This window comes from Pseudoxanthomonas sp. (assembly GCF_027498035.1).
In the GTDB taxonomy this organism is placed as follows: Bacteria; Pseudomonadota; Gammaproteobacteria; order Xanthomonadales; family Xanthomonadaceae; genus Pseudoxanthomonas_A.
On the sequence record NZ_CP114978.1, the window covers coordinates 3,770,418 to 3,790,566 of the forward strand.

Annotated in this window: 18 protein-coding genes and 5 tRNA genes; 17 read left to right on the forward strand and 6 right to left on the reverse strand. The window is 66.4% G+C overall.

Annotated elements, in window-relative coordinates; translation table 11 throughout:
* Nucleotides 1-40 precede the first annotated feature (40 nt).
* The 8 genes from O8I58_RS16540 to ychF all read left to right on the forward strand — a co-directional run bounded on the left by O8I58_RS16540 (nucleotide 41) and on the right by ychF (nucleotide 6,927).
* Nucleotides 41-1,726 carry a tetratricopeptide repeat protein gene (locus O8I58_RS16540; RefSeq protein WP_298318497.1) on the forward strand — a complete coding sequence of 562 codons (1,686 nt, stop codon included), beginning with the start codon at nucleotides 41-43 and terminating at the stop codon, nucleotides 1,724-1,726.
* Complete coding sequence (gene lolB, locus O8I58_RS16545; protein WP_298318500.1) at nucleotides 1,723-2,367, forward strand: lipoprotein insertase outer membrane protein LolB; 645 nt, start codon at nucleotides 1,723-1,725, stop codon at nucleotides 2,365-2,367. Before O8I58_RS16540 ends, lolB begins: the two co-directional genes overlap by 4 nt.
* On the forward strand, nucleotides 2,364-3,248 hold the full coding sequence (ispE, locus tag O8I58_RS16550; protein WP_298318503.1) for a 4-(cytidine 5'-diphospho)-2-C-methyl-D-erythritol kinase: 885 nt from the start codon (nucleotides 2,364-2,366) through the stop codon (nucleotides 3,246-3,248). The genes lolB and ispE overlap by 4 nt, the downstream gene beginning before the upstream one ends.
* 5 nt (nucleotides 3,249-3,253) lie before the next feature.
* Nucleotides 3,254-3,329: transfer RNA gene (locus tag O8I58_RS16555), tRNA-Gln, on the forward strand.
* A gap of 64 nt (nucleotides 3,330-3,393) precedes the next feature.
* Complete coding sequence (locus O8I58_RS16560; protein ID WP_298318505.1) at nucleotides 3,394-4,353, forward strand: ribose-phosphate diphosphokinase; 960 nt, start codon at nucleotides 3,394-3,396, stop codon at nucleotides 4,351-4,353.
* 114 nt (nucleotides 4,354-4,467) lie between these two features.
* Nucleotides 4,468-5,127, forward strand: a complete 660-nt coding sequence (locus tag O8I58_RS16565) for a 50S ribosomal protein L25/general stress protein Ctc (protein ID WP_298318506.1) — start codon at nucleotides 4,468-4,470, stop codon at nucleotides 5,125-5,127.
* A gap of 54 nt (nucleotides 5,128-5,181) precedes the next feature.
* The gene (gene pth / locus O8I58_RS16570; protein ID WP_298318509.1) at nucleotides 5,182-5,760 is read left to right on the forward strand and encodes an aminoacyl-tRNA hydrolase; all 579 of its coding nucleotides are present in this window, start codon (nucleotides 5,182-5,184) and stop codon (nucleotides 5,758-5,760) included.
* A 75-nt stretch (nucleotides 5,761-5,835) separates the two neighbouring features.
* Entirely contained in the window at nucleotides 5,836-6,927 is a 1,092-nt protein-coding gene (ychF, locus tag O8I58_RS16575; RefSeq protein ID WP_298318512.1) for a redox-regulated ATPase YchF, read from the forward strand.
* 180 nt (nucleotides 6,928-7,107) lie between these two features.
* Here ychF and O8I58_RS16580 read toward each other — a convergent pair whose 3' ends face one another.
* Nucleotides 7,108-8,625, reverse strand: a complete 1,518-nt coding sequence (locus O8I58_RS16580; RefSeq protein WP_298318515.1) for an MFS transporter — start codon at nucleotides 8,623-8,625, stop codon at nucleotides 7,108-7,110.
* Nucleotides 8,626-8,803: 178 nt separating this feature from the next.
* Here O8I58_RS16580 and O8I58_RS16585 point away from each other — a divergent pair, with 178 nt between their 5' ends.
* The gene (locus tag O8I58_RS16585; protein WP_298318517.1) at nucleotides 8,804-9,712 is read left to right on the forward strand and encodes a LysR family transcriptional regulator; all 909 of its coding nucleotides are present in this window, start codon (nucleotides 8,804-8,806) and stop codon (nucleotides 9,710-9,712) included.
* Between the two features lie 155 nt (nucleotides 9,713-9,867).
* Here O8I58_RS16585 and O8I58_RS16590 read toward each other — a convergent pair whose 3' ends face one another.
* The 5 genes from O8I58_RS16590 to O8I58_RS16610 are packed head-to-tail and all read right to left on the reverse strand — an operon-like array spanning nucleotide 9,868 to nucleotide 16,344.
* A complete protein-coding gene (locus O8I58_RS16590) occupies nucleotides 9,868-10,770 on the reverse strand; it encodes a hydroxymethylglutaryl-CoA lyase (protein ID WP_298323095.1) in 903 nt (300 codons plus the stop codon).
* Nucleotides 10,771-10,775: 5 nt separating this feature from the next.
* On the reverse strand, nucleotides 10,776-12,779 hold the full coding sequence (locus O8I58_RS16595; RefSeq protein ID WP_298318520.1) for an acetyl/propionyl/methylcrotonyl-CoA carboxylase subunit alpha: 2,004 nt from the start codon (nucleotides 12,777-12,779) through the stop codon (nucleotides 10,776-10,778).
* Nucleotides 12,776-13,561, reverse strand: coding sequence for an enoyl-CoA hydratase/isomerase family protein (locus O8I58_RS16600; RefSeq protein ID WP_298318523.1), 786 nt, complete (start codon nucleotides 13,559-13,561; stop codon nucleotides 12,776-12,778). The genes O8I58_RS16595 and O8I58_RS16600 overlap by 4 nt, the downstream gene beginning before the upstream one ends.
* Nucleotides 13,562-13,571: 10 nt before the next feature.
* Nucleotides 13,572-15,179 carry a carboxyl transferase domain-containing protein gene (locus O8I58_RS16605; RefSeq protein WP_298318526.1) on the reverse strand — a complete coding sequence of 536 codons (1,608 nt, stop codon included), beginning with the start codon at nucleotides 15,177-15,179 and terminating at the stop codon, nucleotides 13,572-13,574.
* A gap of 13 nt (nucleotides 15,180-15,192) precedes the next feature.
* The gene (locus tag O8I58_RS16610) at nucleotides 15,193-16,344 is read right to left on the reverse strand and encodes an isovaleryl-CoA dehydrogenase (protein ID WP_298318529.1); all 1,152 of its coding nucleotides are present in this window, start codon (nucleotides 16,342-16,344) and stop codon (nucleotides 15,193-15,195) included.
* Nucleotides 16,345-16,679: 335 nt separating this feature from the next.
* Here O8I58_RS16610 and O8I58_RS16615 point away from each other — a divergent pair.
* From O8I58_RS16615 to rplK, 8 genes are all read left to right on the forward strand, one after another.
* A tRNA-Tyr gene (locus O8I58_RS16615) sits at nucleotides 16,680-16,765 on the forward strand.
* A gap of 36 nt (nucleotides 16,766-16,801) precedes the next feature.
* Nucleotides 16,802-16,875, forward strand: a tRNA-Gly gene (locus O8I58_RS16620).
* Between the two features lie 51 nt (nucleotides 16,876-16,926).
* Nucleotides 16,927-17,002: transfer RNA gene (locus O8I58_RS16625), tRNA-Thr, on the forward strand.
* A 51-nt stretch (nucleotides 17,003-17,053) separates the two neighbouring features.
* Nucleotides 17,054-18,244, forward strand: a complete 1,191-nt coding sequence (gene tuf, locus O8I58_RS16630) for an elongation factor Tu (protein ID WP_298318532.1) — start codon at nucleotides 17,054-17,056, stop codon at nucleotides 18,242-18,244.
* A gap of 169 nt (nucleotides 18,245-18,413) precedes the next feature.
* A tRNA-Trp gene (locus O8I58_RS16635) sits at nucleotides 18,414-18,489 on the forward strand.
* A gap of 61 nt (nucleotides 18,490-18,550) precedes the next feature.
* Nucleotides 18,551-18,943, forward strand: coding sequence for a preprotein translocase subunit SecE (gene secE, locus O8I58_RS16640; protein WP_298318535.1), 393 nt, complete (start codon nucleotides 18,551-18,553; stop codon nucleotides 18,941-18,943).
* A gap of 13 nt (nucleotides 18,944-18,956) precedes the next feature.
* Nucleotides 18,957-19,514 (forward strand): transcription termination/antitermination protein NusG, encoded by a 558-nt coding sequence (nusG, locus tag O8I58_RS16645; RefSeq protein WP_093134998.1) that lies wholly within the window; start codon nucleotides 18,957-18,959, stop codon nucleotides 19,512-19,514.
* A gap of 204 nt (nucleotides 19,515-19,718) precedes the next feature.
* The gene (rplK, locus tag O8I58_RS16650; protein WP_093135003.1) at nucleotides 19,719-20,147 is read left to right on the forward strand and encodes a 50S ribosomal protein L11; all 429 of its coding nucleotides are present in this window, start codon (nucleotides 19,719-19,721) and stop codon (nucleotides 20,145-20,147) included.
* Nucleotides 20,148-20,149: the final 2 nt, after the last annotated feature.

Genomic DNA, 20,149 nt, shown 5'->3' on the forward strand with positions numbered 1-20,149 from the left:
GCTATCTGTTGCCCGCCATTTTACGGCCCGGTTCCCCCTAATGCCTGCAAAGATGCGTTTCGTCCCGCCGTTGTTGCTGATTCTTGCCGGTTTTGCGTCATCTCCTGCGCTCCAGGCCCGGCAGCCAGCCAAGCCGGCGGACCAGGCGGCCGGGGTGCTGGAGCCAGTGCTGGCTGGTGAATTCGCCCTGCAGGCCGGCAAGCTGCCCGACGCCGCACGCTGGTACCTGCAGGCAGCCGAAGCCGGCCATGACGTCGGCCTGGCCGAACTGGCGACCCGGATTTCCCTGCTCGCCAACGACGATGCGCGTGCCACCCGTGCCCTGAAACTATGGAAGCAGCGCGCCCCGGAGTCGCTCGCCATGCGTGCGGCCCAGGCCACGCTGGCGTTGCGCGATGGCCGCGAGCGTCCGGCCCGGCGTGAACTCGAATCCCTGTTGCGCGACCCCGATCCCCAGGCCTGGCGCTATGCGCTGACGGCATTGGGCAGTGGTGGCCGGGATCCAGCGCTGTCGGCCAAGCTGCTGGGCCAGTTGCTGGATGGCAAGGCGCTGCCGAACCAGTTGAATGTCTGGTTGGCCTTCGGTGGACTGGCCCAGTCGCTGGAGCAGCCGGCGCTGGCCGAGCGTATCGTCGGCGAAGTCATCCAGCGCTTCCCGGTCAATGCGCAAGTCAGCCTGTTGCACGCCAGCCAGCTGCGCCAGGCCGGCAAGACCGACCAGGCTCGCCAGGTACTGGAAAACCTGCAGCAGCAGGCCGATGTCGACCCGAATGTCCGTCTGGGTGCCGCGGCCGAGTTCGATGCACTGGGCCTGCCGACCCAGGCGGCGGCGGTGCTGGCCCGCGGGCCGCAGGACACCCGCACCTACGGCCTGCGCGCGTCGCTATTGGCCAAGGCGGACGATACCGATGGCCTGGCCCGGCTGTACGACGAGGCCAAGACTTCGAATACCGATGCCCAGGACATGGCCCAGCGCCTGCTGCTGGGACAGATCGCGGAGTACCTCAAGCGGCCGCAGGAGGCGCTGGACTGGTACCAGGGCGTCGGTCATGGCGAGCATCAGGTGGAAGCGCGCTTGCGCGCGGCCAACGTGCTGTTCCAGTTGGGTCGCAAGGACGAAGCTTTTGCCTCGGCGCACGCGATGCAGGCCGATGCCAGCGTCGATGACGATGCGCGCCGCGATGCCTATCTGCTGGAAGCTGACCTGCGCCAGAAGAACGATGACGATGCCGGCGAGCTGGATGCGCTGGCCCGCGGCCTGGCGGCGTATCCGGACGACAACAACCTCCTGTATTCACGCGGCCTGGCCTGGGAGCGGCGCGACCGCATCGACCGTGCCGAGGCCGACCTGCGCCGCGTGCTGGTCACCGACCCGACCAACACCGCCGCGCTCAACGCACTGGGCTACACCCTGGCCGATCGCACCGATCGCTATAAGGAAGCGTTGGAGCTGATCGATCGCGCCCGTGCGGCCGAGCCCGACGAACCGGCGATCCTGGACAGCTATGGCTGGGTGCTCTATCGCATGGGCCGGCGCGACGAGGCGCTGGTCCAGATCCGGCGTGCCTTCACCCTGATGAAGGACCCGGAAATCGCCGCCCACCTGGGCCAGCTGCTGTGGGAGCAGGGCAACAAGGACGAGGCGCGGCATTACTTCGATGAGGCGCGCAAGCTGGATCCGGACAATCGCTCGCTGCTGCGCGCGCTGGAAAAGACCGGCGCATGAGCCGGCATCTGCGATGCGTGGCGGCGCTGGCTGCGGTCCTGTTGCTGGCCGGTTGCGCGGGCCTGTCCACGCGCCAGTCGTTGCCGCCGGCGGTCGATGTGGCTGCGGCGGCGCAGGTGCAAGCCGTTCGCGAGCAATGGCTGCAGGCCCATCGCGACTGGTCGCTGGAAGGGCGGGTGGCGATTCGCCGTGCCGACAAGGGTGGCAGTGGCCGCATCGACTGGACCCAGCGCGGCGAGGATTTCGAAGTGTCGCTCAGTGCGCCGATTACCCGCCAGAGTTGGCGCCTGACCGGCGATGGCGCGGGCGTGGTGCTGGATGGCCTGGATGGCGGTCCGCGTCGTGGTGCCGATGCTGGGCAGTTGCTGGTCGAAGCAACCGGCTGGGAGATTCCAGTGCAGGCGCTGGCCTACTGGATTCGCGGCCAGGCGGCACCGGGTCTGTCGGCGGCCGATCTCCAATATGGGGTCGACGGCCAGCTGGCCGCGCTCAGCCAGGGTGGCTGGAAGATCGCCTATACGGCCTGGCAGCCGGCGGCCGGCGACACGCCCGCGCTGCCGGCGCGGATCGAGGCCGAGCGCGGCGATTCGCGCGTTCGCCTGATCGTGGACGGCTGGCAACCCGGCGCGGCGTCGCCATGATCGACGCGGTTGCGCCGGGCGGCTGGTCCTGGTGGCCGGCGCCGGCTAAGTTGAACCTGTGCCTGCGGATCACCGGCCGCCGGGCCGACGGTTATCACGACCTGCAGAGTGCTTTTCGCATCCTGGATTGGGGGGATCGGGTCGGTATCCGGTTGCGGGCGGATGGCCACATTGGACGGGTCGGGGCATCGGTCCCCGGCGTGGCCGAAGCTGATGACCTGCTGGTCCGGGCCGCGCTTCTGCTGAAAAATCACGCCAATACCGCGCAAGGTGCTGAGATCTGCGTCGAAAAGCGCATTCCAGCCGGCGGTGGCTTTGGTGGCGGCTCGTCCGATGCGGCCACCGTGCTGCGTGTGCTCGACCGGTTGTGGGACCTGGATCTGGGTGAAGACGCGCTGGCTGCGCTTGGACTGACCCTGGGTGCGGACGTGCCGGTGTTCGTACGCGGGCGCAATGCCTGGGCCGAAGGCGTCGGCGAACAACTCACGCCGTTGGACCTGCCGCAGGCCTGGTACGTGCTGGTCGACCCGGGCATCCACGTCGCCACGGCCGGGCTGTTTGCAGCGCCGGATTTGACGCGCACTGCCACACCCGTGAAAATAGCGGACTTCCTTTCCGGATCTGTGCCCGACAACGTGTTCGAGCCGGTGCTGCGTCGTCGTGAACCTGCCATCGAGGCGGTGTTCGCCACGCTCTCGCGCATCGGGACGCCACGGCTGACGGGGACGGGCAGCGGCTGTTTCGTGGAATTCGCAAGCCTTCAGGCCGCCCAGGCCGGATTGGCATTGTTACCTGCGGATCTGCGTGGCTGGGTGGTAGCCGGGGCGACGCGCTCGCGCCTGCTGGATGCGCTGGAAAGGAACATGCAGGACATCAACTGATTCATTGGGGCGTCGCCAAGTGGTTAAGGCACCGGGTTTTGATCCCGGCACCCGCAGGTTCGAATCCTGCCGCCCCAGCCAGTCCCGTCCGTGCGCGAAAGGACCCGCGTCGTTTCGCCCACCGCTGTCCAATCGAGATCCCCACGTGCAAGACGAACGCAGCCTGCTGGTCTTTTCCGGCAACGCCAACAAGCCCCTGGCCCAGAGCATCTGCCGTGAACTCGGCGTGCGTCCGGGCAAGGCGATGGTCTCGCATTTCTCCGATGGCGAAGTCCAGGTGGAGATCGAGGAGAACGTGCGCCGGCAGGAAGTCTTCGTCATCCAGCCGACCTGCGCGCCCAGCGCCGAGAACCTGATGGAGCTGCTGGTGCTGATCGACGCGCTCAAGCGCGCCAGCGCCGCCAGCGTCACCGCGGTGGTGCCGTACTTCGGCTACTCGCGCCAGGACCGCCGCCTGCGTTCCTCGCGGGTGCCGATCACGGCCAAGGTGGCGGCCAAGATGTTCAGCGCGGTCAGTGCCGACCGCGTGCTGACCGTGGACCTGCATGCAGACCAGATCCAGGGTTTCTTCGATATCCCGGTGGACAACGTGTACGCCTCGCCGCTGTTGCTGGCCGACATCTGGCGCGCCTACGGCACCGACAACATGGTGGTGGTCTCGCCGGACGTGGGCGGCGTGGTCCGCGCCCGCGCGGTGGCCAAGCGCCTGGACGACGCGGACCTGGCGATCATCGACAAGCGCCGTCCGCGCGCCAACGTGTCCACGGTGATGAACATCATCGGTGACGTGGAAGGCAAGGCCTGCGTGCTGGTCGACGACATCGTCGACACCGCCGGCACCCTGTGCGCCGCCGCGGCCGCGCTGAAGGACCGTGGCGCGACCAAGGTCGCTGCCTACTGCACCCATCCGGTGCTGTCGGGCCCGGCCGTGGACAACCTGAACAAGTCGGTCCTGGACGAGCTGGTCGTGACCGATACCATTCCGCTGTCGGCCGCCGCCGCGGCCTGCACCAAGATCCGCCAGCTGTCGGTGGCCGGGATGCTGGCCGAGACCATCCGCCGCATCGCCTTCGGTGAATCGGTCAGCTCGCTGTACGTGGATTGATCCAAGGTTTTCGGGGAGTCGCCATTCCGGCGTCTGCCCAAAACGACTCTTCTGGTCGCGGAAGAGTCGCATCGCCGCCGCGAGGCGGTTTACTCAACGAAAGAAGTGAAAAACATGGCTAAGACACACGAAATCAAGGTGGAGCGCCGCGAAGACGAAGGTAAGGGTGCGAGCCGCCGCCTGCGTCACGCCGGTAGCGTCCCCGCCATCGTCTACGGTGGCGACCTCAAGCCGGTCAGCATCCAGCTGAACCACAATGAAGTCTGGACCGCCAGCCAGCACGACTGGTTCTACTCGTCGATCCTGGACCTGAGCCTCAACGGCGACGTGCAGAAGGTGCTGCTGCGTGACATGCAGCGCCATCCGTTCAAGCAGCAGATCATGCACCTGGACTTCCAGCGCGTGAACGACAAGGAAGCCATCCGCACCGCCGTGCCGCTGCACTTCCTGAACCAGGAAACCTCGCCGGCCGGCAAGTCGTCCGAAGTGGTCATCGGCCACGAGCTGAATGAAGTCGTGATCGAGTGCCTGCCGGCCGTGCTGCCGGAGTTCATCGAGGTCGACCTGGCCAAGCTGGCCCTGGGCGACGTGATCCACCTGTCGCAGCTGAAGCTGCCCAAGGGCGTCGAGATCCCCGAGCTGAAGCTGGGCAAGGAACACGACGTGGCCGTGGTCACCGCCAAGCACGGCCGTGTCGAAGCTGAGTCGGAAGGCGAGGCTTCGGCCGAAGTGCCGGCCGCCAAGGTGGCCAAGGACGAAGGCGACGCCAAGTAATCCACCTCCCCCGCGCTGGCCGAGGCTGGCGCGGGGGAACGGATTGCGGTCGATATGGAAGGCGTGCGCCTCATCGTCGGGCTGGGGAATCCCGGACCCGAACACGCGCGGACCCGGCATAACGCCGGGTTCCGTTTTGTGGACACCCTGGCGGCCAGCCAAGGCCAGCGTTTCAGCGTGGATGCCAAGCTGTTCGGCGAAACCGCGCAGGTCAGCATCAACGGCCAGACGGTGCGGCTGCTCAAGCCAGCCACCTACATGAACCTGTCGGGCAAGTCGGTCACCGCCGCGCTGCGGTTCTGGAAACTCGAACCCGAACAGGCGCTGCTGGCGCACGACGAGCTGGACATGCCGCCTGGCGTGGCCCGGTTGAAATTCGATGGTGGACACGGCGGCCAGAACGGCCTGCGCGACACCATGCACCTGTTGGGCCACGGGCGCTTCGGTCGCCTGCGGATCGGCATCGGCCATCCCGGCCACAAGGACAAGGTCACCGGTTGGGTGCTGGGCCGTCCCGGCGCGGATGACGAGATCCTGATCGGGCGCGCGATCGATGACGCGCTGGATGTTTTGCCGCTGGCGGTTGCCGGCGATTTCAACGAGGCGATGAAACGCCTGCACACCCCCAAATAGCGAGTCGTTCAACCGTGAGCCGATGCGCATCTGCGTGGGCTGACGGTTACCGGCTTTCGGTTACCGGAGAAATTCATGGGCATCAAATGCGGCATCGTGGGCCTGCCGAACGTCGGCAAGTCGACCCTCTTCAACGCGCTGACCAAGGCCGGCATCGCCGCGGCCAACTTCCCGTTCTGCACCATCGAGCCCAACGTCGGCATCGTGCCGGTGCCGGACCCGCGCCTGAACGCGCTGGCCGATATCGTCAAGCCGCAGCGGGTCGTGCCGACCGCGGTCGAGTTCGTCGATATCGCCGGCCTGGTCGCCGGTGCGGCCAGCGGCGAAGGCCTGGGCAACAAGTTCCTGTCGCACATCCGCGAAGTCGATGCGATCACCCACGTGGTGCGCTGCTTCGAGAACGACGACGTGATCCACGTCAATAACAAGGTCGATCCGATCTCGGACATCGAGACCATCGATACCGAGTTGGCGCTGGCTGACCTGGACAGCGTGGAAAAGGCGCTCAACCGCGCCGAGCGCAGCGCCAAGGGCGGCGACAAGGACGCGGCCGCGCGCAAGCCGGTGCTGGCCAAGTTGCTGGCCGCGCTCAACGACGGCACCCCGGCCCGCGGCGCGGGCCTGGACGAGGAAGAAAAGGCGCTGGTGCGCGACCTGTTCCTGCTGACCCTCAAGCCGGTGATGTACATCGCCAACGTGCTGGAGGACGGCTTCGAGAACAACCCGCACCTGGATGCCGTGCGTGCGCGTGCCGAGAAGGAAGGCGCGCGCGTGGTGCCGGTCTCGGCCGCGATCGAAGAAGAACTCTCGCAGCTGGACGACGAGGACCGCGACACGTTCCTGGCTGACCTGGGCCTGGAAGAGCCGGGCCTGAACCGGGTGATCTACGCCGCCTACCAGCTGCTGGGCCTGCAGACTTACTTCACCGCCGGTGTGCAGGAAGTGCGTGCGTGGACAGTCAAGGCCGGTTCGACCGCGCCCAAGGCCGCAGCCGTGATCCACACTGATTTTGAGAAGGGCTTCATCCGCGCTGAGACGATGGCCTACGACGACTTCATCAAGTACAAGGGCGAAGCCGGCTGCAAGGAAGCCGGGCGCCTGCGCCTGGAAGGCAAGGAGTACAAGGTGCAGGAAGGCGACATCCTGCATTTCCGTTTCAACGTCTGACCGCGCGTTACAGGTGGAACGAAAAGGCCGCGCATTGCGCGGCCTTTTTCGTGGCGGGATCTTCGTCCATGCGTCCTCGCTGGACGTGTACATCAATGCAGCCCTGCAAGTGCTTGCGCGACCCGGTGCCTGGCAGATGAAATTGACGGCCGTTCACCGGGGGATGAAATAGGCCAAGCGTCAACGCGCATGGCCGCGCTCCTCCCGCCTCAGCAGCACAAACACCAGGATGGCCGTCAATACGGATGCAGCGGCCAGCGCATGGAGCGCCTGCCCGAACGCATGGTCGTAGGTCGCCAGCAGCAGCGCACGCGCGCCAGGGAGTCGTGCCGCGGCTTGCTGCACGTCGCCCAGTGCAGTCCGGTTGGCGGCCTCGATCACCGCGGCAGGATCGGTAGCGCCCAGGCTGGCAAACAGGCCGGCCTGGATCAGGCTGGCCAGGAGCGCCCCGACCATCGCGATGGCGATGCCATCGGCTGAAACGCGCACGCAATTGAAGATGCCGGTCGCCATGCCCGCGCGCTCCTTCTCGACCACGCTCACCGCCATGCCATCCATCAGCCCCCACGGCAGGCCGATGCCGATGCCAGTCAGGGCCAGTGGCAATACCAGCGCGGTGCCTGCGCCATCGGCCAGCGTCCGGCCCAGCCAGACCAGGCCGGCGGCCACCAGCAGCAGGCCGAACCCGGACAGGCTGCCGGCACTGAACCAGCGCGTCAGCAACGCCGCCAGCAACGGGACAACCAGCAGCGGCACGGCCAGCGCGACCATCATCTGCCCAGCCTCCAGCGGCCCCAGGCCATCGATGCCGATGAAGCGCCCCGGCAGCATCACGATCAGCGTAACGAAGAAGAACGCAGGGGAGGCGGCCAGCACCTGCACGCCAACGAAGCGTGCCTGCCGGAACAGGGACAGGTCGAGCATCGGCCGCGCCACGCGGCGCTCAATGCCCACGAACGCGACGAACAGCACCGCCGAAGCCAGCAAGGCACCGAGCACCCGGCGACTGGTCCAGCCGTCCTCCGGGGCGAGCAGGATGCCGTAAGTGAACAAGGCCAGCGCCGCCGTGAAACTGATGGCACCGGGCCAGTCCAGCCCGCGCGCCTGCGGGTCGCGTGATTCCGTCGCCCCCACCCAGACCAGCACCAGGCCCAATATCGCGATCAGTCCCGTGGCCACGAACACCCAGCGCCAGCCGGCGATCTCCACCAGCCAGCCCGCAGCCAGTGGGCCGAATGCCAGGCCAAGACCGAAGGTGGTGCCCAGCAGGCTGAAAACGCGGGTGCGGGCCGGGCCATGGAAGGTCTGCGCCAGCGAGGACATCGCCCCGGCGAAGGCGGCCGCGCCGCCCAACCCCTGCGCCAATCGCAGTCCATCGACCCAACCCACTGTCGGCGCCAGCGGAATGGCGAATGTCACCAGTGCGAACAGCACCAGTCCGATCCACCACACCCGCTTGCGGCCATAGGCGTCGGTCAGGCTGCCGGCTGCCATCATCGCGCTGCCGTAGGTCAGGATGTAGCCATTGACCACCCAGTTCAGCTGTACGGCCGTGCCGCCCAGCGCGTGGCTGATGGAGGGCAGGACCACGGCTGGCCCGGTAAAGCACAGTGGAATGAGCAGGCCGCTGAGGCAGGCGGCTAGCAGGAGCAGCCAGTCGCGGCGGGGCGTGCCGCCTGGGGCGGGAAGTGGGGTCATGGGAAGCGTTCGCGGAAGTCGGTCGGGTTGCCATCCGGTCGGCGCCACCGCGTTCGATGGGATGTAGTGGCGATCAGCCAGCCGGAAGTGCGGACGCCAGCGTAGGATTTCGCGAACTAAAGAAAAATTAGTTAATGTTCTGAAGATATCGGACAAGAATTCTCAAATTGGTCGTGGCATGGATTCCTTGAGCGGCATCGACTTCTTCGTGCAGGCAGCGGAAACCCGCAGTTTTTCCGAGGCCGGGCGCAATCTCGGGGTGTCCTCGTCGGCGGTCGGCAAGGCTGTGGCGCGGCTGGAAGAGCGCCTGGGCGTGCGCCTGTTCCATCGCAGTACGCGTCGCATCACCTTGACGGCCGAGGGCGCGCTGTTCCTTGAGCGCTGCCGCCGCATCCTGGGCGAAGTGAAGGCGGCGGAACTGGAGCTGTCTGAAACCCGGCAGCTGCCACAAGGGCGCCTGCGCATCAGCCTGCCGCTGGTCAGCCGTTTGGTCATGCCGGCCCTGACGGCTTTCATGCACCGCTATCCGGCCATCGAACTGGATGTGGATTTCAGTGACCGGCTGGTCGACGTGATCAGCGAGGGTTTCGACGCCGTGATCCGCACCGGGGCGCCGGCGGACTCGCGACTCATGTCGCGGCCGCTGGGGACCTTCCGGCTGCTGCTGGTGGCCGCGCCCGGCTACCTGTCCCGGCGGGGCACGCCCGAAGTGCCTGCGGAACTTGCCGGCCATGCCTGCCTGCAGCACAAGTTCCCAAGTACGGGCCGGTTCGAGCCTTGGCCGCTCACGCTTGCCGAGGGCGAGGCCGAGCTGTCGCTACCGGCTTCGATGGTCTGCAACACCACCGAGGTGTTGATCGACGTGGCACGTGATGGATTGGGGATCGCCTGCCTGCCGGACTTCATGGTGCGCGAGGCCATCGAACGCGGTGAACTGGTCACCGTGCTGGACAGCTTCATCGAGCACCAGGGGACGTTCCGCATGCTGTGGCCTTCGAGCAAGCATCTGGCGCCGAAGTTGCGCGCGTTCATCGACTTCATGGGCGCGGAGTTGTTCAAGGTTCGCAGTCCTGCCGATCGACGGTAGATGCTGGATGGCGTTGCGGATGGGGCGCAGCACGCGCGCCGAGCGCGGAATCCGGTTCAATCGGCTGCCCGACGCCGCCGTTTCGGTGCCATTGGGGATCTGCATGCGGGGCACGGCTGCCGAACTTCTGCTCGGGAGACGGGCGGATGCTGTCGTCAGCCGGTCCCTTGTCCGGCCAGGGCCTGGGCGACCTTGGAACGCGTGGTGCGGCCCAGCGCCTGGCAGATGAAGTCGCCGGCTTCGGCGAGTTTGTGCAGGTCCACGCCGGTCTCGATGCCGAGCCCGTCCAGCAGGTAGAGCAGGTCTTCGCTGGCGACGTTGCCGGCTGCGCCGGGTGCATACGGGCAGCCGCCCAGCCCGGCGACCGAACTGTCGAACGTCGCCACGCCCAGCTCCAGCGAGGCATAGACGTTGGCCAGCGCCTGGCCAAAGGTGTCGTGGTAGTGGCCGGCCAATTGCGCGACCGGCACGCGCGCCATCACCGCTTCCAGCATCCGTTTGGTCTTGTCGGGCGTGCCGACGCCGATGGTGTCGCCTAGCGAGATCTCGAAACAGCCCTGGTCCAGCAACGCGGCGGCGACCTCGGCCACGGCCTGCGGTGCGATGGCGCCTTCGTATGGGCAGCCCAGCACACAGGACACGTAACCGCGCACCGGAATGCCGTGCTCGTGCGCGGCACGGGTCACGGCTTCGAAGCGCTGCAGGCTTTCGGCGATGGAGCAGTTGATGTTCTTCTGCGAGAACGACTCGGAGGCTGCACCGAACACGGCGACCTCATCGGCACCCGCAGCCAGCGCCGCCTCGAAGCCCTTCAGGTTGGGCGTCAGCGCCGAATAGGTCACGCCTGCGCGGCGCGGCACGCCGCGCATGACCGCCTCGTGGTCGGCCATCTGCGGCACCCACTTGGGCGAGACGAACGCGGTGGCTTCGATATGGCGCAGGCCGGCGTCGGCCAGGCGCGCGATCAGGGCAAGCTTGGTCTGCGTGGACACCGTGCCCGGCTCGTTCTGCAGGCCGTCGCGCGCGCCCATCTCGACCAGCTTCACCTTGCCGGGCAGGACACTCACGTCGTCGCCTCAAACTCGACCAGTGGCGCCTTGTCGGCGACGAGGTCGCCGACCTTGCATAGCATCCGGCTCACTGTGCCTGCGGTGGGCGCGCTGACGGTGTACTCCATCTTCATCGCCTCCATCACCAGCAGTGGCGTACCGGCATCGACCTGCGCACCGTCGGCGGCCAGCACCGCGATGATCCGTCCGGGCATCGGCGCGGCCAGTCCGCCATGCGCGTCACCGCCGCTGGCGACGTGGGCGAGTGGATCCACCGGCTGCAGCACCGCATGGCCAGCGCTGGCGAACACATGCAGCGCGCCATCGGCATCGGCCAGCACGGTGGCATGGCCCTGGCGGGTGCCGAGCTGATGGCGCAGCACGGCGCCTTCGACCGACAGCACGCGTGCCGGCGCTCCGTCCAGCACGAAACCACCGGCGCCGTCATGGTGCAACGCGAGCATGTGCGATGTGCCGGAGGCGTCGCGCAGTTCAAGCTGACGCGTGGCGGCGCCGTTGATGCGCCAGCCGTCGGCCGTACCCCAGGGGCTGTGTGGATCGGCGCTGCTGCGGGCCCGGGCCGTGGCTGCCTGCGTTTCGTGGTGCAGCGTCCACAGTGCGGCGATCGCCAGGGCGTCGGCAGGCAGTGCCGCATCCGCAGCCACCAGCTGGGGCAGGGCGCGTTCGATCAGGCCGGTGTCGTAGCCGCCGGCGCGGACCTCGGGGTGCGCGACCAGGCGCGACAGGAACGCGACGTTGTTGCCGACGCCGACGATCCGGGTGCCGGCCAGCGCCTGCAGCATCCGGGCGATGGCGGCTTCGCGGGTTTCATCCCAGACGATCAGCTTGGCGATCATCGGGTCGTAGTACGGGCTGATGACATCGCCGGCCTCGACGCCGCTGTCCACACGCATGTGGCGCAGCGCGGCCGGGAATTGCAGGTATTTCAGCGTGCCGGTCGAGGGCAGGAAGCCTTTCTCGGGCTGCTCGGCATACAGGCGCACCTCGATCGCGTGGCCTGCCAATGGGATTGCGTCCTGCAGCAGCGGCAGCGGTGCGCCGGCGGCCACCCGCAGCTGCCAGGCGACCAGGTCCTGGCCGGTGACCAGCTCGGTGACCGGGTGCTCGACCTGCAGCCGGGTGTTCATTTCCATGAAGTAGAACGCGCCGTCGGCATCGACGATGAACTCCACCGTGCCGGCGCCCACGTAACCCACTGCGCGCGCGGCATCGACCGCCGCGGTGCCGATGGCGGCGCGGAATGCTGCGCTGATGCCGGGTGCCGGTGCTTCCTCGATCACCTTCTGGTGGCGACGCTGGGCCGAGCAGTCGCGCTCGTACAAGTGCACCACGTTGCCGTGGCTGTCGCCGAAGACTTGCACTTCGATATGGCGCGGACGGACCAGGTATTTCTCCACCAGCACGCGGTCGTCGCCGAAGCTGGCCGATGCCTCGCGCTGGCAGGAGGCGAGCGCGGATTCGAAATCCGCCTCGCGCTCGACCACGCGCATGCCCTTGCCGCCGCCGCCGGCGCTGGCCTTGATCAGCACCGGATAGCCGATCCGGGTCGCTTCGTTGCGCAGCAGGGTGGGTGACTGGTCGTCCCCGTGGTAGCCGGGCACCAGCGGCACGCCGGCGGCCTGCATCAGCGCCTTGGCGGCGGACTTGGAGCCCATCGCCTCGATCGCAGCGGCCGGCGGGCCGATGAAGACCAGGCCGGCCTCCGCGCACGCGCGGGCAAAGCCCGCGTTCTCCGACAGGAAGCCGTAGCCCGGATGCACGGCTTGCGCGCCGGCCTGCACGGCGGCGGCAATGACCTTGTCCGCGCGCAGATAGCTGTCACGCGACGCCGGCGGACCGATGCATACGGCCTCGTCGGCCAGGCGCACATGGCGTGCGTTGGCGTCGGCTTCCGAATACACCGCCACGGTGGCGATCCCCAGGCAGCGGCAGGTGGCGATGATGCGGCAGGCAATCTCGCCGCGGTTGGCGATCAGGATCTTGTCGAACACGTTCATGCGCTCCAGTCCGGCAGGCGCTTGGCGAAGAAGGCGGCAACGCCTTCGTGCGCCTCGTCACTGTTGCGTGCCGCGGCGATGCGCGCGGTGGTGTCGTGGATCAATGCGGTGCTGATCGGCTGGGCCGCCACGTGCTGGACCAGGTGCTTGCACGCGGACTGCGCCCGTGGCGCGCCGGCCAGCAGCGCCTCGGAGACCTCGCCCACGCGCGTATCCAGTGCCTCTGGTTCGCAGACTTCGTGGATCAAGCCCAGCTGCTGCGCCTGGGCTGCATCGAAGCGCTCGCCGGTCAGGAAATAGCGCTGCGCCGCGCGCGCGCCGATCGCGCGGATCACGTATGGGCTGATCGTGGCCGGGATCAACCCCAGCCGGACTTCGGTGGTGCCAAAGCTGGCATTGGGCGTGGCCAGCGCGATGTCGCAGGTGGCAACCAGCCCGGTGCCGCCGGCCAGCGCCGCGCCATGCACGCGGGCGATGGTCGGCTTGGCGCAGCTGGCCAGCGTGGCCAGCATCGTTGCCAGCGCGCCCGCATCGCGCAGGTTCTCATCGTGGCTGAAGCCGGCCATGCGCCGCATCCAGTCCAGGTCGCCGCCGGCGCAGAAACTCCTGCCGCGCCCGGCCAGCACGATCACGCGCACGGCGGCATCGGCTTCCAGGGCGCGCAGGGCATGGGTCAGCGCGGCGATCAGGTGTTCGTCGAAGGCGTTGTGCACCTCGGGCCGGTTGAGCCACAGCGTGGCCACGGCGCCGTCGTGTTCGATCTGCAGGTTCGGTGAATTCATGTGGGCCGCCTCACATGCGGAACACGCCGAAGCGTGTCGGCGAAGTCGGTGCATTCAGCGCGGCCGCCAGGCCCAGGCCGAGCAGGCGGCGGGTCTGCGCGGGGTCGACGATGCCGTCGTCCCACAGGCGCGCGGTGGCGTGATACGGATCGGATTGCGCTTCGAACTGCGCGCGGGTCGGCGACTTGAAGGCCTCTTCTTCCTCCGGGCTCCAGGCCTTGCCCTGGGCTTCCAGCGCATCGCGGCGCACGGTGGCCAACACGGACGACGCCTGTTCGCCGCCCATCACCGAGATGCGCGAGTTCGGCCAGCTCCACAGGAAGCGCGGTGAATACGCGCGCCCGCACATGCCGTAGTTGCCGGCGCCGTACGAGCCGCCGATCAGCACGGTGAACTTGGGCACGGACGTGGTTGCGACCGCAGTCACCAGCTTGGCCCCGTCCTTGGCGATGCCGCCGTTTTCGTAGGCGCGGCCGACCATGAAGCCGGTGATGTTCTGCAGGAACACCAGCGGGATGCCGCGCTGCGAACACAACTCGACGAAGTGCGCGCCCTTGAGTGCGCTCTCGGAAAACAGGATGCCGTTGTTGGCGACGATACCGACCGGATAGCCGTGGATATGCGCGAAGCCGGTGACCAGGGTGGTGCCGTAGCGCGCCTTGAATTCATCGAAGCGCGAGCCATCGACGATGCGGGCGATGACTTCGCGCACGTCGTAGGGCTTGCGCGTATCGGAGGGAATCACGCCGTAGAGTTCGGATGGGTCGTAGCGCGGTTCTTCCGGCGTCTGCAGCTGCAGCGACGGCGCGCTGCGCGGACCCAGGTTCGACACGATCCGGCGCAGCAGCGACAACGCGTGGTGGTCGTTGTCGGCCAGGTGATCGGCCACGCCGGACAGGCGCGTATGCACGTCGGCACCGCCCAGGTCCTCGGCGCTGACCACTTCACCGGTGGCGGCTTTCACCAGCGGCGGCCCGCCCAGGAAAATCGTGCCCTGTCCCTGCACGATGATGGTTTCATCGCTCATCGCCGGCACATAGGCGCCGCCGGCGGTGCACGAGCCCATGACGCAGGCGATCTGCGGAATGCCCGCGGCCGACAGCTGCGCTTGGTTGTAGAAGATCCGGCCGAAGTGCTCCTTGTCCGGGAATACCTCGTCCTGCATCGGCAGGAACGCGCCGCCCGAATCGACCAGATACAGACAGGGCAGGTGGTTCTCGCGGGCGATTTCCTGCGCGCGCAGGTGCTTCTTCACCGTGATCGGGTAGTAGGTGCCACCCTTGACCGTGGCGTCGTTGGCCACGATCACGCATTCACGGCCCTGCACCCGGCCGATGCCGCCGACCACGCCACCAGCCGGCACCTGGTCGTCGTACATGCCGTGCGCGGCCAGGGGCGACAGCTCCAGGAACGGCGTGCCCGGGTCGATCAAGGCATCGACGCGATCACGCGCCAGCAGCTTGCCGCGGCCGGTGTGCTTGGCCCGGGCGCTTTCGCTGCCACCCAGTGCGGCCTGCGCGGTGCGTGCGCGCAAGCTGTCCACCTGCGCCTGCAGGGCGGCGCGGTTGGCCTGGAAGGCGGCGTCGTCGGTGCGCAGTTTCGAGGTGATGACGCTCATCGTGGCCTGCTCCTCAACCCTGGCCGACCAGCTCGCGGCCGATCAGCATGCGCCGGATTTCCGAGGTGCCGGCGCCGATTTCGTACAGCTTGGCGTCGCGCCACAGGCGGCCAGTGGGGTAGTCGTTGATGTAACCGTTCCCGCCCAGCGACTGGATCGCCTGGCCAGCCATCCAGGTGGCCTTCTCCGCGCTGTACAGGATCGCGCCGGCGGCATCCTTGCGCGTGGTCTCGCCGCGGTCGCAGGCCTTGGCCACTGCGTAGACATAGGCACGACAGGCATTGAAGCCCACGTACATGTCGGCCAGCTTGCCCTGCATCAGCTCGAATTCCCCGATCGGCCGGCCGAACTGGCGGCGTTCGCGCACATAGGGCAGCACGGCATCCATGCACGCGGCCATGATTCCCAGTGGCCCACCGGACAGCACCACGCGCTCGTAGTCCAGGCCGGACATCAACACTTTCACGCCCTGGTTGAGGCCGCCCAGGATGTTTTCCTCGGGTACTTCGCAATCGTTGAACACCAATTCGCAGGTGTTGGAGCCGCGCATACCCAGCTTGTCCAGCTTCTGTGCGGTCGAAAATCCCTTGAAATCCCGCTCCACGATGAATGCGGTGATCCCGCGCGGGCCGGCCTCCGGTTCGGTCTTGGCATAGACAATCAGGGTGTGGGCGTCCGGCCCGTTGGTGATCCACATCTTGCTGCCGTTGAGCACATAGCGATCGCCGCGTTTGTCCGCGCGCAGCTTCATGGAGACCACGTCCGAGCCGGCGCCGACCTCGCTCATCGCCAGTGCGCCGATATGCTCGCCGCTGACCAGCTTTGGCAGGTAGCGCGCTTTCTGCTCAGTCGTGCCGTTCTTGCGCAGCTGGTTCACGCACAGATTGGAATGGGCGCCATAGGACAGCCCGATCGCCGAACACGCCCGCGAGACCTCTTCCATGGCTACCACGTGGGCCAGGTAGCCCATGTTCGTGCCGCCGTATTCCTCATCCACGGTCAGGCCCAGCAGGCCCATCTCGCCCAGTTGCGGCCACAGCGCGTTGGGAAAGGCGTTGTCGCGATCGGCCGATTCGGCCAGCGGCGCGATCACGCTGCTGGAAAAGGCGCGGACCGCATCACGCAGCTGGTCGATGTCCTGCCCGAGGTCGAAGCTGAAATCCATGGTGCAAGGTGTCCTTTCGCTGGTCGTCCGTACCCGGAGAATGGCACGGCAAAAGCGGGGCAGGCTGCCGGTGGAATGCGGCGCTGGCACGCTGCAGGGCAGCATCCACAGAAATTTTCGCCGCGGTGCTTCCCGTAACGGCGCTTGCCTGCCACAATGCGCGCCCCTGAGGCTGGCCGCCGACGGGCACCAGCGATGGTGTGCTGCACTTCCGGGTGCGCAGGCGGGTGACGGGCAGCAGATTTGATGTGCAGTCGTTGACAGTACGTCGATCTCACGCCAGAATCACCGGCTGTTTCACCCCGACCCAAACTGGTCGGGTCCAGGCTTCATCTGGAGGGATACCCAAGCGGCCAACGGGGGCAGACTGTAAATCTGCTGGCTTACGCCTTCGGTGGTTCGAATCCACCTCCCTCCACCAGATTTCACCAGGTTTTTGTTGTTGCGGTATCCCGGCGCGGGAGTAGTTCAACGGTAGAACCTCAGCCTTCCAAGCTGATGGTGCGGGTTCGATTCCCGTCTCCCGCTCCATTGAACTTCCGCTCCATCGTCGCCAGGTTTGCCGCAGCGACAACGTTTTACGCTCACGTAGCTCAGTCGGTAGAGCACCTCCTTGGTAAGGAGGAGGTCGAAGGTTCGATTCCTTTCGTGAGCACCATCCAAGCAGTACGTTTCATCCTCTTATCTAACGATCCGAGAATAAGCAGCCATGGCAAAGGGTAAGTTCGAGCGCACCAAGCCGCACGTGAACGTGGGCACGATTGGTCACGTTGACCATGGCAAGACCACGCTGACCGCCGCACTGACCAAGGTCGGCGCCGAGCGTTTCGGTGGCGAGTTCAAGGCCTATGACGCGATCGACGCGGCGCCGGAAGAGAAGGCGCGCGGCATCACGATCTCGACCGCCCACGTGGAATACGAATCGCCGAACCGCCACTACGCGCACGTCGATTGCCCGGGCCATGCTGACTACGTCAAGAACATGATCACCGGTGCTGCGCAGATGGACGGCGCGATCCTGGTGTGCTCGGCCGCTGACGGCCCGATGCCGCAGACCCGCGAGCACATCCTGCTGTCGCGCCAGGTCGGCGTGCCGCACATCGTGGTGTTCCTGAACAAGGCTGACATGGTCGACGACGCCGAGCTGCTCGAGCTGGTCGAGATGGAAGTCCGTGAGCTGCTGAGCAAGTACGACTTCCCGGGCGACGACACTCCGATCATCCACGGCTCGGCCCGTCTGGCGCTGGAAGGCGACCAGAGCGAAATCGGCGTGCCGGCGATCCTGAAGCTGGTCGAAGCCCTCGACACCTTCATTCCGGAGCCGGAGCGCGACATCGACAAGGCATTCCTGATGCCAGTCGAAGACGTGTTCTCGATCTCGGGTCGCGGCACCGTGGTGACTGGTCGTATCGAGCGCGGCATCATCAAGGTTGGCGACGAAATCGAAATCGTCGGCATCCGTCCGGTGCAGAAGACCACCGTGACCGGCGTGGAAATGTTCCGCAAGCTGCTGGACCAGGGTCAGGCAGGCGACAACGCCGGTCTGCTGCTGCGCGGCACCAAGCGTGACGACGTCGAGCGCGGCCAGGTCCTGGCCAAGCCGGGTTCGATCAAGCCGCACACCGAGTTCGAGTCGGAAGTGTATGTGCTGTCGAAGGACGAAGGCGGCCGTCACACCCCGTTCTTCAAGGGCTACCGTCCGCAGTTCTACTTCCGTACCACCGACATCACCGGTGCGGTCGAGCTGCCGGAAGGCACCGAGATGGTGATGCCGGGTGACAACGTGAAGATGGTCGTGACCCTGATCAATCCGGTCGCCATGGACGAAGGTCTGCGCTTCGCGATTCGCGAAGGCGGTCGTACCGTCGGCGCCGGCGTCGTGGCCAAGATCATCAAGTGACGATCTGACCCCTGCATGCCATTGGCGCGCAGGGGCTTTGTTGGGTCGTCATCCCTGCGCAGGCGAGGATCCAGCGACTTGGCAAAGGCCAGTTCGTCATCCCCGCGAAGGCGGGGATCCAGAACCGGCACAGGCGAGTCTCTGATTCGCCTGTGCTTTTGTAGTTAATACGCCAGTAGCTCAATTGGCAGAGCAGCGGTCTCCAAAACCGCAGGTTGGGGGTTCGAGTCCCTCCTGGCGTGCCACTTCCCGTTCGTCCCGTCGCCCTTGGTGGCGGTGCAGTGCAAGGCGGCACATCCGACTTCAATGAACAGCAAGATCCAACAATCGAAGGCAGCAGGCACGTCCAGTGGCGACATCGCCAAGTACGTGGCGACAGCCGTGCTGGTCGTTGCCGGTCTGGTGGCGTGGTGGTGGTTCGCGGGCCAGTGGGTCACTCCGCTGCGCGCGCTGGCCGTCGTTGTCGGCCTGGTGGCTGGCGCAGCAGTGTTCATCTCCACGGCAAAGGGCAAGGACACGGTTGAGTTCCTGTCCGAGTCCCGCTTCGAGCTGCGCAAGGTGGTCTGGCCGACGCGCCAGGAATCGCTGCGCATGACCTGGGTGGTGATGGTGGTGGTGTTGATCCTCAGCCTGATCCTGGCTGGCTTCGATTTCGTCATCCAATGGATGATCGAAAAACTGTTCACGATGGGTCGTTGAGGAGAATTCCGCAGTGAAGCGTTGGTACGTGGTACATGCCTATTCGGGCTTCGAGAAGTCGGTGGCGCAGGCGTTGCGCGATCGCATCGTTCGCAATGGCATGGAAGAGCGCTTCGGCGACGTGTTGGTCCCGACCGAAGAGGTCATCGAAATGCGCTCCGGCCAGAAGCGTCGTTCCGAGCGCAAGTTCTTCCCCGGCTACGTGCTGGTGCAGATCGAGACCCACGAAGAGGCTGGCATCCCGCGCATCGACAACGAGTCGTGGCACATGGTGAAGGAGACCAGCAAGGTGCTGGGCTTCATCGGTGGTACCGCGGATCGTCCGCTGCCGATCCGTGACGACGAGGCGGCTGCGATCCTGGACCGTGTTCAGGAAGGTGTCGAGAAGCCGCGTCCGAAGGTGTTGTTCGAGCCGGGCGAGATGGTTCGCGTGGTCGACGGCCCGTTCAACGACTTCAACGGCGTGGTCGAAGAAGTCAACTACGAAAAGAGCCGCTTGCGCGTCGCGGTGCTCATTTTCGGGCGTTCCACCCCGGTGGAGCTGGAATTCGGTCAGGTCGAGAAGGCCTGATCCGCGCGCCCGGCGCCACGTGTGCCGGGGCGTGAAAAACCTGCTATAGTGCGCGGCTCCCTGCTTGGTCGAGCCGGGTAAAGGCATTGGCCGCCCTCGAGGGTGGCCTTTGTCACGAACGAGATACGCGAAGTCGGGACGCGTGATTTTCCCGATCCGATGGGGAGCCTGAGTTCCAGGCGCTAGCACCCGGAGAGCATTGAAATGGCAAAGAAAGTTGTCGGTTACATCAAGCTGCAGGTGAAGGCCGGTCAGGCCAATCCCTCGCCGCCGGTCGGTCCTGCGCTGGGTCAGCGCGGCCTGAACATCATGGAGTTCTGCAAGGCGTTCAACGCCGCAACGCAGAAGCTCGAGCCGGGTCTGCCGACCCCGGTCATCATCACGGCCTATTCGGACCGTACCTTCACCTTCATCACCAAGTCGACCCCGGCTTCGGTGCTGCTGAAGAAGGCTGTCGGCATCCAGTCCGGCTCCAAGCGCCCGAACACCGAAAAGGTGGGCAAGGTCACCCGCAAGCAGCTCGAAGAGATCGCCAAGGCGAAGGAAGCCGACCTGACTGCAGCGGACCTGGATGCAGCGGTGCGCACGATTGCGGGCTCGGCCCGTTCCATGGGTCTGACGGTCGAGGGCTGAGA